Source organism: Acidovorax sp. FJL06 (genome assembly GCF_003852545.1).
Taxonomy (GTDB): Bacteria; Pseudomonadota; Gammaproteobacteria; order Burkholderiales; family Burkholderiaceae_C; genus Acidovorax.
The window spans coordinates 149979-163713 of sequence record NZ_QAJR01000019.1 but is presented as its reverse complement, the minus strand read 5'-3'; the positions used below and the strand labels follow the sequence as shown (position 1 = coordinate 163713).

Here is a 13735-nt window from a genome sequence, read left to right as displayed (position 1 = left end):
GCTGAGCAGCAGGAGACCAGGAGTGATAGACGTGGCAACACTGAGTGTCATCAGGCGCTGGGCCCTGCGAGAGCAGCTGTCCATCCGGGAGATCGCCCGCCGCACGGGCCTCTCGCGCAACACCATCCGCAAGTACCTGCGCGTAGGCGAGGCCGAGCCGCACTATGCCAAGCGGGTCAGTCCATCCAAGCTCGATCCCTTCGCCTTGAAGCTCGCCGGCTGGCTCAAGACGGAAGCTGGCCGATCCCGCAAGCAGCGGCGCACCATCAAGCAGATGTACGTGGATCTGCAGGCGCTCGGTTATGGCGGCTCCTACAACCGTGTGGCGGCCTTTGCGCGCCTCTGGCACGAGCAGCGCCTTGTGGCACAGCAGACCACTGGCCGTGGCACCTTCGTTCCCCTGACCTTCGGTCCGGGTGAGGCCTTCCAGTTCGACTGGAGCGAGGACTGGGCTGTTCTCGCTGGCGTGCGCACCAAGCTGCAGGTAGCCCACTTCAAGCTCAGCCACAGCCGAGCGTTCTACCTGCGCGCCTACCCCCTGCAGACGCACGAGATGCTGTTCGATGCCCACAACCATGCATTCGTAGTCCTGGGTGGCGTGCCCCGCCGTGGCATCTACGACAACATGCGCACCGCTGTAGACCGGGTGCGCCGTGGCAAGGAGCGCGACGTCAATGCGCGCTTTGCGGCCATGGTCAGCCACTTCCTGTTCGAGGCCGAGTTCTGCAATCCCGCGTCGGGCTGGGAGAAGGGCCAGGTGGAGAAGAACGTGCGCGATGCCCGCCATCGCCTGTGGCAGGTGGTGCCGCCATTCCAAAGCCTGCCCGATCTCAATGCCTGGCTTGAAGAGCGCTGCGTGGCGCTGTGGCACGAGATCGAGCACGGCAAGCTGCCGGGCACCGTCGCGGATGTCTGGGCTCAAGAGAAGGCAACCTTGATGCCGATGCCCCGGCCCTTCGATGGCTTTGTGGAGCACACCAAGCGCATCTCACCCACCTGCTTGGTCCACTTCGAGCGCAATCGCTACAGCGTGCCGGCGCCGTATGCCAATCGGCCGGTGAGCCTGCGGGTCTACGCCGATCGCCTGGTGGTCGCCGCCGAAGGCCAGATCGTGTGCGAGCATCAGCGCCTGATCGAGCGTAACCACCACGGTACGGGTCAGACCGTGTACGACTTGCGCCACTACTTGGCGGTGCTGCAGCGCAAACCAGGAGCTTTGCGCAACGGCGCCCCATTCCTGGAGCTACCAGCGGCCTTCAAGCGACTGCAGGCCACCTTGCTCAAGCAACCCGGCGGCGACCGGGAGATGGTGGAGGTACTGGCACTGGTGCTGCACCACGATGAACAAGCTGTGCTCGCTGCAGTGGAGTTGGCACTGGAGTCAGGGGCTGCCAGCAAGACCCACATCCTGAACGTGCTCCACCGCCTGCTGGACGGTAAGCCCGCCCCAGCACCGGTCACATCGCCGCAGGCCCTCAAGCTGGCGGTGGAACCCCAAGCCAATGTGCTTCGTTACGACCAATTGAGGGAGGTGCGCTATGCGTCATGACCCTGCCATCGCTTCCATCGTGATCATGCTGCGCGAGCTCAAGATGCACGGCATGGCCCAGGCAGTTGCAGAACTGGCTGAGCAAGGTGCACCGGCCTTCGATGCGGCGCAGCCCATCCTGTCCCAACTGCTCAAGGCCGAGACCGCCGAGCGAGAGGTGCGCTCGGTGGCCTACCAATTGAAGGTGGCCAGGTTCCCGGCGTACCGGGACCTGGCTGGGTTTGACTTCGGCCACAGTGAGGTGAACGAGGCACTGGTACGCCAGCTGCACCGCTGCGAATTCTTGGAGAACGCCAACAACGTGGTGTTGGTGGGTGGCCCGGGTACGGGCAAGACCCACATCGCCACAGCCCTCGGGGTGCAAGCCATTGAGCACCATCACCGCAGGGTGCGGTTCTTCTCCACGGTGGAGCTGGTCAATGCACTGGAAGAGGAGAAGGCCCAGGGCAAGCCGGGGCAGATCGCGCACCGCCTAGCCTATGCCGATCTGGTGATCCTGGATGAACTGGGCTACCTGCCATTCAGCACGTCAGGAGGAGCCTTGCTGTTCCACCTGCTGTCCAAGCTGTACGAGCGCACCAGCGTTGTGATCACCACCAACCTGAGCTTCAGCGAATGGGCCAGTGTGTTCGGGGATGCCAAGATGACCACGGCACTGCTGGACCGACTCACGCATCACTGCCATATTCTGGAAACGGGTAACGACAGCTACAGGTTCAAGAACAGCTCCGCACAGCAACCACCACAGACCACCAAGAAGGAGAAGGCGACCAAGAACTTATCCACAACGTGAGCGTGAAGCTCACGAACCAGGGTGGGTCAAGATTCGATGGAAATGGTGGGTCAGCTTTGCGTGGAAATCAACATCGAGCGTCTTCTACTAGTCGAGGCCATCAGCATTAGCGTGCGATGCGTCGTCGCCCTCAGAAAAGCGTGGCCATCAGGCGCCGAATCCCGCCAACCTCACCCGATACGGCGGGAACGCGGCAGGCACGCCAAGGTACCAGTGCGTGAGCTCCCGGAAGATCTTCGCCTTCGGCGGGCCAGCGACGACGGGACAACACGCGACTTCACCGCAACCGAGGCGACGCTGATCTACAGGCGCACCAAAAACCTACGTGCCTTGCAACTGCTCCTGGGGCACTCCAAGCTTGAGTCGACCGTGAGAGCGGGACCGCTGCGCCCCTGCTGGCAGCCTAAAGACATCGATTGAAGCGCGTGGCCATGGCCGCTATGCGGTACATAGCGTGAGTTCGGCTATACGAATCGAACGGCAGCAAGCGCTGCAGAACCGGCGTCCGGCTTGGCTGCTACAGGCTGATCTCAGTCATTCGTCGATCGAGGCTGGAGTGACTGCTGTTGCCACAAGCCGTCGTGTGCCCTGAGCAACCGTCTTGGAAGTCAAGCGCAATGGTAATTTGGATCCCAAGTGGAGCCGTGCTTGGCAATGGCGTTACACAGCAGCAACGCCGTGAACGTCAGCATGACGACGCGGCAGCCCAGGCGCCTCGTCAGCAGTGCAATGACGGCGCCCCGACAGCTCCGAACAGCGCTGTGACCGTGATCGCTTGGCCAGCGGCGCCGTCGCTGATGCCCAGGTCGGTGGCCATCGCCGTCAGCAGGCTGATCGACAGGAATTCGGCCATCACTAGGCCGAACACGCCCAGCGTCAGCGATGCGATGGCGGGCCAGATTGAAGTGTCTGCAGCTGGCTTGGAAGGCGACTGCACGGGGTTGCCCGAGCAGGTAGAGCCACTGGACGAGGAAGACACTAAAACCCCTTCAAGAAGACGGGAGGCGATACCAAGCTTGGCAACCAGCCATTGCCAGAAAAGACCGGGATCGAAGACGGCTGCTTTCACAACCGCTTCACCCCGTGACCAAAAGCAGCTTGAGGATCTGCTGGGGAACATCGCCAAGCTCAGCCGCATTTGTAAGTTGTTTTTTGTGGTTTTCTGCGCAAAATGCTTCCAAAAAACCAACTTACAAACTGTCGAGCACAAGAAATGTGCGGTGCTGGAGCGCCTTGTTATGAGTTTCCACCACATGATGTACGATCTATTGTGTATTCAGTAATATTTTTTTCATCATTACCTTGATATACATACCTAAACACGACACCTTTAGATAAAGCGATCAACATATTTTCGCTTCCACACAGGCTTTGTGACATAACTGGAAAATAGATTGATTTTACTTCTTCTGGGTCCACTTCATTAGAGGATGCAGAGACTACCGTATTCAAGAAAGTGATTTGCAGTCCATTCTTTTTAACGCTTTCCAATCTCATTTCATCATTTATCATTTTTGGTGTTTTGCCATTTGACTCGGCAACCAAAGCATCAACAATGTCTTTAGCATCAATTTTTTCAATTTCTTTCGCACTTGTATTGAGTGTCGCAATACCTCTATAGGCTCCAAAAACAATGACCGCCAATAAAATAAATGCTGATAGTTTCTTAATCACAAAATAACCTCCAATATTCTCATAACTTGGCGATGGCAAAGTCAAGAGGCGGCGCACGTTCATCGCTACTACGCCGTCGAACGAGCGAGAAGACCGCTCGCTGCAACAACGTGATGAGGCCAAATTTATGCGTTGGCTGCGCCGTCCACCGTAAGTTCCGCTCCGTTGATCGACCGAGCCTGTGGACTGGCAACAAAGGCATACAGAGCGGCCAGCTCGTCGGGGTCCGCGTAACGCGGAATCGCCATGCGCTGCAACTGGAACTGCGCATGCTCGCCGTCCGCGGGATTCATGTCCGTGTCGGTTGAGCCCGGGTGGATGACATTGACCGTGATACTGCGGGAGCCGAGGTCGCGTGCCAGCCCTTTGGTGAGGCCGATCAATGCGGCTTTGCTTGCCGCATACAAGGTCATTCCGCCTCCCGGCACACGAGTCGCTAGGTTGCTGCCTGTGTTGATGATTCGGCCACCATTGCTCATGTAGGCGAGCGCCGCTTGCGTGGCGACGACAACCGCACGCAGGTTGACAGAAAGGGTCTCGTCAATATCCGCGAGGCTGGCGGATTCGATGGAGCCCGTGCGGAAGATCCCGGCGTTGTTGACCAGGATGTCGAGCCCTCCGAGTTCTGCCGCTGCGCGATCGACCGCTGCTTTCACTGAAGTCGGGTCGGCTGCGCTCATCGGGACCGTGACGGCATTGCGTCCGGTGCTGCGAATCGCCTTGGCAATCGCATCCGCTGCCGTGGCGGACTTCTCGTAGCCAATTGCGACATCGGCACCTTCAGACGCAAGGCGACGCGCGACCGCAGCTCCGATTCCACGGCTTGCGCCAGTGACAAAAGCACGTTTTCCAAGAAGTGTTTTCATGATTGCAAGTCCATTTATGTATCGAACGGTGCCTAATGTTGGCGAGCAGCCGAGTTGTGCCGTGCACAGACGCAATCCGTCCCGACCTGCTGGCCGGAACTCGATGCGGAGATTCCCGAATGGGGCTGGCCCTGCGGCTGAAGCCCCGGATCCTGAAAGGAGCGCCCTGTTACGCCTTGTGAGGCGACGTATTCGAGTAGCGCTTCGCAACGTCCCGAAGCCGTTCGCCAAAACGCCTGGCCGTCTCGATATCGCCTTCCAACATTTCGTCAACCCCCGCATCGACCGGTGTTGTGGCCATTGCGCCTGAAGATGAACCGACATAGTTCACGTCGTTGCGCAGAGCTGCCTTGGTATTGGAGGGCATCATGCCGGTGCCCACCCACAGGCCGCTGTGTTGCATGGCAAATGTCATGAAGTACTGCAAGGTGGACAGCTTGTCGCCGCTCATGCTTCCGCTGTTGGTGAAGCCTGCGAAGAGTTTGTCTTTCCATTTCTGGGCCATCCAGGCCGCCGAAGAGTCATCGGCAAATCGCTTGAACTGCCAACTCGCGCTACCCATATAAGTGGGTGAGCCCAGCACAATCAAATCCGCGGCAGCCAGCCCCATCCAGGCGGACTCAGGCAGAGTACCTTGCGCATCAATCTCCAGCAATGCGGCCTCCGCACCTTGGGCAACGGCCTGTGCCAATCGACGGGTATGGCCGTAGCCGGAATGGTAGACAACCACAATGGATGGCATGGTGTGTGTCGCCGTCATTGGGCAGCCCTCCAGCGCTCAGCCGTTTCCAGCGCATAGTCGCGGTAGCTCCGCAACGACGTGCCCAGTTCTTGCTGCATGCGCTCGACTGCACCAGCGGAGCCCACCTCGCCATCCATCTGCATGCGCGCCATCATCAGCCGCATGTCGTACGCCATCCAGGCGGGTGCAAAACTCCGGAACCGCGCTTCAAAAGGTCCGATGTCGTCACCCGCGTACCGGACGGTCTTGCCTAGCACATCGCTCCATACAGCTGCGGCAGTTTGACCCGACAACGCGATTGGCCCCACGACATCCAACACCTCCGTTGGCAAGGGTTCGCTTGCGGCGTCTCGGCGCAGCAGATGTCGCGCGGCAACTTCCGCCACGTCACGCGCGTCCACCATGGAAATGCCTGCACTGCCGATAGGCATGGGGTACACGCCCCGCTCCAGAACATCGGACTGAATCAAGGCATCGTCGTTCTGCATGAAGTAAGCGGGACGCAGAATGGTCGCGTGCATACCGAGCTGTCCGATCATGCGTTCCACCGTGTGCTTTCCAGTGAAATGCGGAACATCGGTGAAACGGTCGCAGTGCATGACAGACAGGTACACGATGCGTTCGATACCCGCTTCGCGCGCCAGGTTGAGCGCAATCAGTGCCTGGGTAATTTCGTCTGCGGCCACAGTGTTGAGCAAGAAAAGCGTTCTCGCGCCAGCCATGGCAGCGCGCATCGAATCCACGTCCTGGAAGTCTCCCTTGACCGCCGTAACGCCGGGTGGAAACTGTCGCTTCTCTGGTGTTCTGGAGAGGGCATGAACGTCTGCGCCTTGCGCGGCTAGCAGCGCTACCACATGTGAGCCGATAAGCCCCGTGCTGCCCGTAACGAGTATGGTCATTAAAGTTCCTTGAGTGTGTGCAATGGTTTCGTGAAGCGGGTCTACGGGCAGGCAAGGAAGCGATCCATGTGTGCTCGTTCGACCCGGCAACAAGCTGAATTGTTTATGGTTTAACCTTGCACAAATAGACTCGTTGTGTAGACACCGGCGTACCGAAATATGAACAATCAAAACTACTCGATCGACGATCTCCAGTGGTTCATCAAGATCGCGGAGGCAGGGAGCCTCTCAGGGGCTTCTCGCCAACTGGAGGTTCCCAAATCAACCTTGTCGCGCCGCCTGGCGCGCATGGAAACGGCAGCAGGGGTCAGCCTCGTCAAGCGCAATACCCGAGCCTTCGCATTGACCGACGCTGGCCAACGCCTGCTGGACGGAACAAGTCCGCTGATCCATAAATTGAACGCCGTCACCCATGACCTTCTTTCTCAGGATCAGACGCCAAGTGGTCGCGTTCGCCTAGCTGCGTCAGCGACATTTGGCAAAGTTGTGCTGCTTCCGCTGGTGACTGAGTACCTGTTCAAACACGAACATTTGGAACTGGATGTCAAGCTCAGCAACCGCCACGTCAACATCGTCGAAGAAGGCATTGATCTGGCGGTGCGCATTGGCGAACTTGCCGATTCCAGTCTGAAGGCCCGTGCCATAGGCACCGTACGTCCAGCTCTATTTGCAAGCCCCGCTTATGCGAACCAACATGGGTTGCCGGTGCATCCCGGTGAACTCAGTGCTCACGCTGGCCTGCTGCAGTCGAGGGAAGCCGCAGAAATCAAGCTGCATTCGCGAAGCAGAACCGCAAAAGGACTTTTGCGCTCACGTTTGATCATCGGCCCTTCCGACGCCTTGCTGGCGCCGACATTGGACGGACTGGGAATCGCCGTACTGCCCGAGTTCCAGGCAGCGCCGCTGGTCGCATCAGGTAAATTGGTCAGAGTGCTGGAGGGCTGGCAAATGTCCGCGCTGAAAGTCCAGCTTGTCTACCCCATGCAACGCCATCAATCGCCAACAGTTCGGGCACTGATGGCGTTTCTCGCGGAACAGATCCCCAAAAGGTTGAAGACACTGTAGATCTGAATCGCCCCGGCATTCCTAGACACCGTTGAGCCGTTGGGAATGTCGCTGTTCGAACTCTACAGGGGATAATCCTGCCGCCGATGAATGACGGCGCTGTGAGTTGTAGAACATTTCGATGTAGTTGAAGACGTCCGCTCTCGCATCATCACGGGTTGCATAGACCCGCCTGCGGATGCGTTCGCGCTTGAGCAGTTGGAAGAAGCTCTCGGCCACAGCGTTGTCGTGGCAGTTGCCACGCCGGCTCATGCTGCTGACTAGGTTGTGGTCGCGCAGAAAGGTCTGCCACTCGTGGCCGGTGAACTGACAGCCTTGATCGGAATGAACTATGACAGGTGCACGCGACTGGTGGGGCCATAGCGCCATCAGCAGTGCATCGAGGACCAGGCTCGTGTCAATGCGGCTGCCCATGGACCAGCCCACTACCTGGCGTGAGAACAGATCGACCACAACCGCTAGGTACAGCCAGCCTTCGTGGGTTCGGATACCCTCTTTCGCGAAGCCATTTGCCTGCACAAGCAAAAGCACATGTACGACGAATAAAAATCTCAGGCGCATCGTCTTCTCCCTCGAATAAGGCTATTGTTTGCAGCAATTGTCTTGGATGGCCGCACCGCTTCGCATGCGTACTCGTCGGCCTGCGCTTGCACTGGCAACGCAGGTTGCGTTGGTGCCGCCTGAATCTGACCTTGTTCGGTGAGTCCGGCGAATCGAAGCTCAGCTTCCTGACGCCGCCGTGAAACCACGCAGTCGGCGGCACCGTGAGTCGTTGCTTTAGGACACCCGCTTAACCGCCAGAGCAATATTTGGTTTGAACGCCCGGCCAATCGTCACAGCGGCAACGACGCTCGGACGATGGAAAGCAAATCCTCGCTTGGCTCCTGATCGAAACGGGCCACGCCGTTGTTCGTCAACAGCACCGTCAAGCGCTTGGGGCGCATGAACCGGATCTGAACCTTCTCGATAACATGCTTCTTACCGTGTACGAGTGCCTGGGTTGCCCCGAGAACGTCGACACTGCCCTTGATGACCGCTTTGGCCTGGACATTGGAGGCGAGTTCCATCGCTCCCAATTGCAGTGAATCCACGATCCCCACTTCGTTCAAGCGCCGCTGCACTTCGCTCGCCCAGTCCAGCACGTTGACCGAAAGCGGGCTGATCGCCAAAGCAAAGTCGGTTGCCTCCGCCAGCCGGCTGATCATGGTCTGAACGCCGCGGGGGGCGTCCACGAGTTCCAATCCTGGGCCGGCCACTGCCGCCTTGAATTCACAACTTCGGTATTCGACGCGGTGAAAACTCGCCTCCACCCCAAATGGGTCGGTAACGGTATCGTCGTACTCGATCTTCTCCACGAATCTGGCATCGAGAAAATCGTCTCTGACCCGATCCAGAACGAAGCCTTCGACCTGCTCTCCATCAAACGCCTTCACGCGAAGGCGTTTGGCCAGAACTCGCATAGAGATTGGCCATCGAGCCTTTAGCCAGCGATAGCGTTTCATGAAGTGGTCCCCGCTTCCGAATCCGCACCAGCACCCGCCGCCTCGGCGAGCAATTGCGCCAAGACGGTACGGGCAGTCTTCTCGATCATCGCGAGCAGGGTTGCCTTCTCCGCCTCGCTTACCGGGCGGATGTTCTTTGTATACGCGCCATTCTTGAACTTGAGCGCACCATGAATGGAGTAGCGAAACTTCTTGCCGGCCTGCCGATCCTCAAAGCCCGCGTCGCATTCGATGATCGCGTAGGGGTGGACGTTCTGCTTCGCGCGCCAAGTGATCGACGTGATGAAGAAGCCCTTGTCCTTCAGCTCTTGGTACATCTCGGAGGCGACCAGGTTTTCACCGCTGAGCGCCACGTTCTCGACCACGCCGAGCATCTTCTCTTCGGCCTCGTCAACGTCGTCACCGTCCATATCGAAGTCATCGTCCTCTTGCTCCGAGGTCGAATGGGCGACCCGCAGGCGTGAGACGGTCATCAATGGAAAGTCGGGTAACGACGAGATCAGCCGCGTGAAGAACGTCGTTCGCGCCTCAGCCGAGGTCAGGCCAGTCAGCTCAATCTCTTCGAGTTGCACAACGGCCTTCTTGTGAGCTTCAATTCGCTCCCGCAGCTTGTCGACCATGGCACGGGCGCGGTCGGTTGCCGGTATGCGGATCTCGGTGCGCTCCCCGACCTTGGTGAAAACCAACTCTGCATCTCGATCTTGGCGCTGCAGCAGCCGCGTCTTGGAGTAGTCAAACTCGGAGTAGGTCACGTTCATGACGAATTCGGATTCGCTCTTCTTGTGGGCGCGAACGACCTCCTGGACTTCGGCCTTTTGGTATTCGCTGACGATCTCCTTGAGCTCGTCTGGCGACAGTTCGGTGTTCAACGAGATCGTAGCCGTCTTTTCGCCCCGCTTCGAGGCCTCGCGCCGCTCCAGAATGCCGCACACATCCGCGTAGTCGTGTGGGAGCAGCGACAGGTACTGAACCAGCGCCTCTCTTGACTCGGCTGGCGAACTGAAGATGCCGCGGTCGCGCAGCAGCTCCAGCAAGACCGCTTCCGTCACCTTCTGCTTGGCGGAGAACAGCAGGTCGTGGATCTCTTTGTTCGTGGCGAAATACAGCTGCCCAGGATCACGCATAGTCCATCCCCAGATCGATCGAAGAGAACTCCGTGATGGCCTGCGTCATCTTCGTGTAGCCGATGGCGTTGACCTTCGCGGCCAGCTCAGTCGAGTGGCCGTCGTCGCCCAGGCTCTCGACGTAGCGCTGCTTGGCCTTTTGAAAGCGTGCAGCGGCTGCAGCATCCGAGGCCATGGACCGAATGTCCACCTTGGTCGCATCCTCCAGGACTTGGTAGTGGCGCAAGAAATCGAGAAGGTACATGAACTCCTCTTCGGTTTCTCCGGATCGGCGATAGAACACGATGACACCTCGCTGGGCGAGAGCAGGCCCATGTTTGTACTCGAACACGATCCAAGGCGATGTCAGCATCTCCAGCGTGGCCGCGCGTGCCTTCTCCGGCTGGAGATTGGCTCGTCCGTCCAATTGCGGATAGAAGAACTTGCAATGCTGCGCCGCCGGCAAGGCAGCTGGCCCAGCGGCGCCACGCAGTTGTCGAATGTCGTACCGAACGTTGTCGATCCAGTGCACGTCGCGCGGGCCCAAGACGAACAGCCGCGCACCCTTGGGCAGCAGCAGATCCTTGGGCGTGGCTGCGCTCAGCACAGACGAGAAGTCCTTGTCGTACTCACCGTCGTGGTTGTAGACGAAGAGCAGTCCGCAGACGTTCGGCGTCACGTTGCCATGCATGTAGAGGTCCCGCCAGCGCTCGCTCTTCTCTGCGCAGGCGATCTGCTTCGCGAGGCTGGCAATGGCCCCCTGCAAGGTCGCGGTAGTGATGGAGCCCTTTGCGTAGCTCTTCAGGTCGCAATGAACGAACGTCCTGCGCTGCGCATACGGCTCGTCGTAGTAGAAGACCACATCCGCCGGATGCGTGTCGACTCCATGAAGGACCTTGTCCTCACAGGGCCAGTTCTGATCTTCGGGGCCGACCTTTGTCCAGAAGAATTCTGAGAACACTTCATCAGACAGTTTCATAGCCATTAATGCGATCTTGCTCGTTTCTGACACTGAGCCTCCCTAAATACGGCTTCTTTACACTGTTTATAGATTATGGATGGAGCCGTGCTTTTGGTGGCCAGCGGTCACGGGAGGTCGTAGTTGTGTTCCTTGGCAAGTGCTAGCGCCCTTGCGCGGACGACTGCTTGAGGTCAGCCAGCGTGAGTTCGCTCACGTCAAGCCACCGTCTGCAACCGCTGCATTGCAGACAAAGCCTAGTATCGGTACTTTTCTGAGAATACCGTCTACGCTGTGGTGACTCGATGAGGAGACGCGATTCCCGAGCACGACAGGATTCACTTGTTGCCCGCAAAGTGGGTAAATCTTCAACGGCTGCAAGGATGCGCTCCTATACGCCTAACAGGCTGCTGAAATACTCCCCGCCAACCCTCTGCGCCTGCCACCGAGGCAGGACAATCGAGACATTCCCCCGAACCACCAGACAAGCCATCCATGCGCGGAGCCGACACCTTCACCGAGAGCCTGTTCACCATGCGCCATCTCGATGACTTCGTGCCCGCGGACCATCCTCTGCGCGTGATTCGCGTGATGGTCAACAAGGCGCTGGCAAACATGGATGGGCTGTTTGCCCAGATGTACGCAGCCGACATCAAAGGTGGACGCCCCAGCATCGCCCCTGAGAAGATGCTGCGCGCCATGCTCATTCAGGTGCTCTACAGCGTGCGCTCAGAACGCCAGCTCATGGAGCAAACCCAGTACAACCTGCTGTTTCGCTGGTTCATTGGCCTGGCCATGGACGATGCGGTCTGGGTGCCCACCGTCTTCAGCAAGAACCGCGAACGCCTGATCGAGCACGATGCGGTCATAGAGCTCTTCAACCAGATCGTGCAGCAAGCCCAGGAACAGGAGCTACTCTCGGGCGAACACTTCAGCGTGGACGGCACCCTGATCCAGGCCTGGGCGGGCCACAAGAGCTTTGTGCGCAAAGACCGCCAGGGCGACGACGATACCGATGCGGGCAACTTCAAAGACCAAAAGCGCAGCAACGACACCCATGAATCCACCACGGACGGGGACGCACGGCTGTACCGCAAGGGCAAAACGGCCAGCGAGTTGCGCTTCATGGGCCACACGCTCACCGACAACCGCCATGGGCCGGTGGTCAGTGCCGTGGTCACCCAGGCCGACGGGTATGCAGAGCGCGAAGCGGCCAAGGCCATGATCAACGATGCGCGACAGGCATTGCCCGGCGATGAGCCCATCACGATCACGCTGGGCGCGGACAAAGGCTACGACGCCAAGGAATTCATTGAAGCCCTGCAAGAGATGAACGTACTGCCCCATGTGGCGCAGAACAAATCAGGGCGCCAATCTGCGGTGCCCGAGGGAATAGCAGACAGCGAAGGCTACGCCATCTCGCAGCAAAAGAGAAAGCTGATCGAACAGGGCTTTGGCTGGGCCAAGACGGTGGGTCACATGCGCCAGGTGCTGGTGCGCGGGATCAAGAAAGTGGACCAGATGTTTGTGCTGACGATGGCGGGCTACAACCTCACGCGACTGCGCAGCCTGGGGCAAATCCGTCTGCAGGGGCGGGTGTGAGGGAAAAAGAGGCGGGAGATGGGCCGGGAAAGGCAAAAAACCGGCCTGATGGAGTGCTGAATTTCAAGATACGGAAACTTGGCGAAAAAACAGCGCCAGGGCCAAGGGAGGCAGGCCGCAGGTGGGGGAGTATTTCAGCAGCCTGCTAAGGCCTCAAAGTAGCGCTTGAGGACAGCTTCAGCATTTATGTCTTTTGCGACTCTCGTGGCCAGGCCCTTTGTGTCGGCAAAGCCCGGGAGCAGACTCTGTGGAAGGAAATGAATCTCGTCTTCAACAGAATGCGTGATGTGCAGACCATAGCCCTAGTACATCACCCGGAGCGCAATCAGGAGTTCAAACCAGGCTACGAGAAGCTACGTCAACCCAAAGACACCAAACTGGAATTGTTCGATCTCGCTTGGTACTTCAGCGCATATATCGTTGACGATGGAATGATTGACGACTTGGAGCTTTGATGGTGAGGAGTTTCGCCAACAACCTGCTCAACGTGCGTATGGAAACCTTTGCTCATTCAAAAGCTTAGGCCCTAGAAGGCATCCGAATCAGTACTCACGCCAGTATCTTACGGTGGTATTTTTTACATGCATCCATTGGCATGTAAGAGGCCAATACCTCGCCTGAATACACCTTGGTTCACTAGGTACTGGAATAGGTCATCAACATGGATGACCTCATTGCCATCACAGAGAGACTCATCACCCAATAGGGGCTCAAACAAATAGCCTTTGCTTGCTCTCATCTAGCGAATGCTTGTTCGCTGTATAACAGCCTATCAGTAATTTTTTACTGTGAACCTCCCTATGTTATGGATAAGAACAAGGTAGGGATAACAAGGTGCATGTAGGTACAGAACACTCATTCGACCAATGGTCGTGATATCACTGATTCAAATAGCACAGGAATAAACACGCGCACTTACCGTTTCTCAAATGATGCGTGAATCAAGCGCACCAGAGAGCACAGCCCTTCCTACTTGTTTACA

The 13735-nt window shown here is 58.1% G+C and carries 13 protein-coding genes and 2 pseudogenes; 6 read left to right on the top strand and 9 right to left on the bottom strand.

Translation table 11 applies throughout. The annotated features are described in order from the left end of the window. Positions 1-22 precede the first annotated feature (22 nt). The 3 genes and pseudogenes from istA to DBV10_RS23385 form a co-directional block, all read left to right on the top strand. Positions 23-1549: an IS21 family transposase gene (gene istA / locus DBV10_RS12755; protein ID WP_124514003.1), complete on the top strand. Its 1527-nt coding sequence runs from the start codon at positions 23-25 to the stop codon at positions 1547-1549. Next, the gene (gene istB, locus DBV10_RS12750) at positions 1539-2342 is read left to right on the top strand and encodes an IS21-like element ISThsp10 family helper ATPase IstB (protein WP_108625308.1); all 804 of its coding nucleotides are present in this window, start codon (positions 1539-1541) and stop codon (positions 2340-2342) included. Before istA ends, istB begins: the two co-directional genes overlap by 11 nt. A 228-nt stretch (positions 2343-2570) precedes the next feature. Continuing rightward, positions 2571-2762: pseudogene (locus tag DBV10_RS23385) on the top strand (hypothetical protein); the annotation flags it as partial. Positions 2763-3060: 298 nt separating this feature from the next. Here DBV10_RS23385 and DBV10_RS23380 read toward each other — a convergent pair. The 5 genes from DBV10_RS23380 to DBV10_RS12720 all read right to left on the bottom strand — a co-directional run bounded on the left by DBV10_RS23380 (position 3061) and on the right by DBV10_RS12720 (position 6523). Next, positions 3061-3597 carry an MFS transporter gene (locus DBV10_RS23380; protein ID WP_124514002.1) on the bottom strand — a complete coding sequence of 179 codons (537 nt, stop codon included), beginning with the start codon at positions 3595-3597 and terminating at the stop codon, positions 3061-3063. After that, complete coding sequence (locus DBV10_RS12735; protein WP_124514001.1) at positions 3579-4079, bottom strand: hypothetical protein; 501 nt, start codon at positions 4077-4079, stop codon at positions 3579-3581. Before DBV10_RS12735 ends, DBV10_RS23380 begins: the two co-directional genes overlap by 19 nt. Before the next feature lie 62 nt (positions 4080-4141). Next, positions 4142-4882, bottom strand: a complete 741-nt coding sequence (locus tag DBV10_RS12730) for an SDR family NAD(P)-dependent oxidoreductase (RefSeq protein ID WP_056419724.1) — start codon at positions 4880-4882, stop codon at positions 4142-4144. Positions 4883-5051: 169 nt separating this feature from the next. Continuing rightward, the gene (locus DBV10_RS12725; protein ID WP_056419935.1) at positions 5052-5624 is read right to left on the bottom strand and encodes a flavodoxin family protein; all 573 of its coding nucleotides are present in this window, start codon (positions 5622-5624) and stop codon (positions 5052-5054) included. Positions 5625-5638: 14 nt separating this feature from the next. Continuing rightward, a complete protein-coding gene (locus DBV10_RS12720; RefSeq protein ID WP_056419726.1) occupies positions 5639-6523 on the bottom strand; it encodes an NmrA/HSCARG family protein in 885 nt (294 codons plus the stop codon). 159 nt (positions 6524-6682) lie between these two features. Between DBV10_RS12720 and DBV10_RS12715 the strand changes: the two genes are divergently transcribed. Then, positions 6683-7588, top strand: coding sequence for a LysR family transcriptional regulator (locus DBV10_RS12715; RefSeq protein ID WP_082493268.1), 906 nt, complete (start codon positions 6683-6685; stop codon positions 7586-7588). A gap of 21 nt (positions 7589-7609) precedes the next feature. On the opposite strand, the pseudogene DBV10_RS12710 reads toward DBV10_RS12715, so the two are convergent. The 4 genes and pseudogenes from DBV10_RS12710 to DBV10_RS12695 all read right to left on the bottom strand — a co-directional run. Next, positions 7610-8077 (bottom strand): annotated as a pseudogene (locus tag DBV10_RS12710) (IS3 family transposase); the annotation flags it as partial. A gap of 344 nt (positions 8078-8421) precedes the next feature. Beyond that, positions 8422-9090 (bottom strand): hypothetical protein, encoded by a 669-nt coding sequence (locus DBV10_RS12705; protein WP_124514000.1) that lies wholly within the window; start codon positions 9088-9090, stop codon positions 8422-8424. Continuing rightward, positions 9087-10214, bottom strand: coding sequence for a hypothetical protein (locus tag DBV10_RS12700; RefSeq protein WP_056419734.1), 1128 nt, complete (start codon positions 10212-10214; stop codon positions 9087-9089). Before DBV10_RS12700 ends, DBV10_RS12705 begins: the two co-directional genes overlap by 4 nt. Beyond that, the gene (locus DBV10_RS12695) at positions 10207-11178 is read right to left on the bottom strand and encodes a hypothetical protein (RefSeq protein WP_233589904.1); all 972 of its coding nucleotides are present in this window, start codon (positions 11176-11178) and stop codon (positions 10207-10209) included. The genes DBV10_RS12700 and DBV10_RS12695 overlap by 8 nt, the downstream gene beginning before the upstream one ends. Before the next feature lie 468 nt (positions 11179-11646). Here DBV10_RS12695 and DBV10_RS12690 point away from each other — a divergent pair, with 468 nt between their 5' ends. Together DBV10_RS12690 and DBV10_RS22900 are read left to right on the top strand one after the other, a co-directional pair. Further along, positions 11647-12753 (top strand): IS5 family transposase, encoded by a 1107-nt coding sequence (locus DBV10_RS12690; RefSeq protein ID WP_108625398.1) that lies wholly within the window; start codon positions 11647-11649, stop codon positions 12751-12753. A 257-nt stretch (positions 12754-13010) separates the two neighbouring features. Beyond that, on the top strand, positions 13011-13208 hold the full coding sequence (locus DBV10_RS22900) for a hypothetical protein (protein ID WP_199226355.1): 198 nt from the start codon (positions 13011-13013) through the stop codon (positions 13206-13208). Positions 13209-13735: the final 527 nt, after the last annotated feature.

Bases quoted from the DNA above. Each gene is read 5' to 3' on its own strand.
- DBV10_RS12730 (WP_056419724.1), bottom strand. From the start codon at position 4,882: ATGAAAACACTTCTTGGAAAACGTGCTTTTGTCACTGGCGCAAGCCGT.
- DBV10_RS22900 (WP_199226355.1), top strand. From the start codon at position 13,011: ATGAATCTCGTCTTCAACAGAATGCGTGATGTGCAGACCATAGCCCTA.
- DBV10_RS12705 (WP_124514000.1), bottom strand. From the start codon at position 9,090: ATGAAACGCTATCGCTGGCTAAAGGCTCGATGGCCAATCTCTATGCGA.
- DBV10_RS12690 (WP_108625398.1), top strand. From the start codon at position 11,647: ATGCGCGGAGCCGACACCTTCACCGAGAGCCTGTTCACCATGCGCCAT.
- istB (WP_108625308.1), top strand. From the start codon at position 1,539: ATGCGTCATGACCCTGCCATCGCTTCCATCGTGATCATGCTGCGCGAG.
- DBV10_RS12725 (WP_056419935.1), bottom strand. From the start codon at position 5,624: ATGCCATCCATTGTGGTTGTCTACCATTCCGGCTACGGCCATACCCGT.
- DBV10_RS12720 (WP_056419726.1), bottom strand. From the start codon at position 6,523: ATGACCATACTCGTTACGGGCAGCACGGGGCTTATCGGCTCACATGTG.
- DBV10_RS12695 (WP_233589904.1), bottom strand. From the start codon at position 11,178: ATGGCTATGAAACTGTCTGATGAAGTGTTCTCAGAATTCTTCTGGACA.
- DBV10_RS12735 (WP_124514001.1), bottom strand. From the start codon at position 4,079: ATGAACGTGCGCCGCCTCTTGACTTTGCCATCGCCAAGTTATGAGAAT.
- DBV10_RS23380 (WP_124514002.1), bottom strand. From the start codon at position 3,597: ATGTGGTGGAAACTCATAACAAGGCGCTCCAGCACCGCACATTTCTTG.
- DBV10_RS12700 (WP_056419734.1), bottom strand. From the start codon at position 10,214: ATGCGTGATCCTGGGCAGCTGTATTTCGCCACGAACAAAGAGATCCAC.
- DBV10_RS12715 (WP_082493268.1), top strand. From the start codon at position 6,683: ATGAACAATCAAAACTACTCGATCGACGATCTCCAGTGGTTCATCAAG.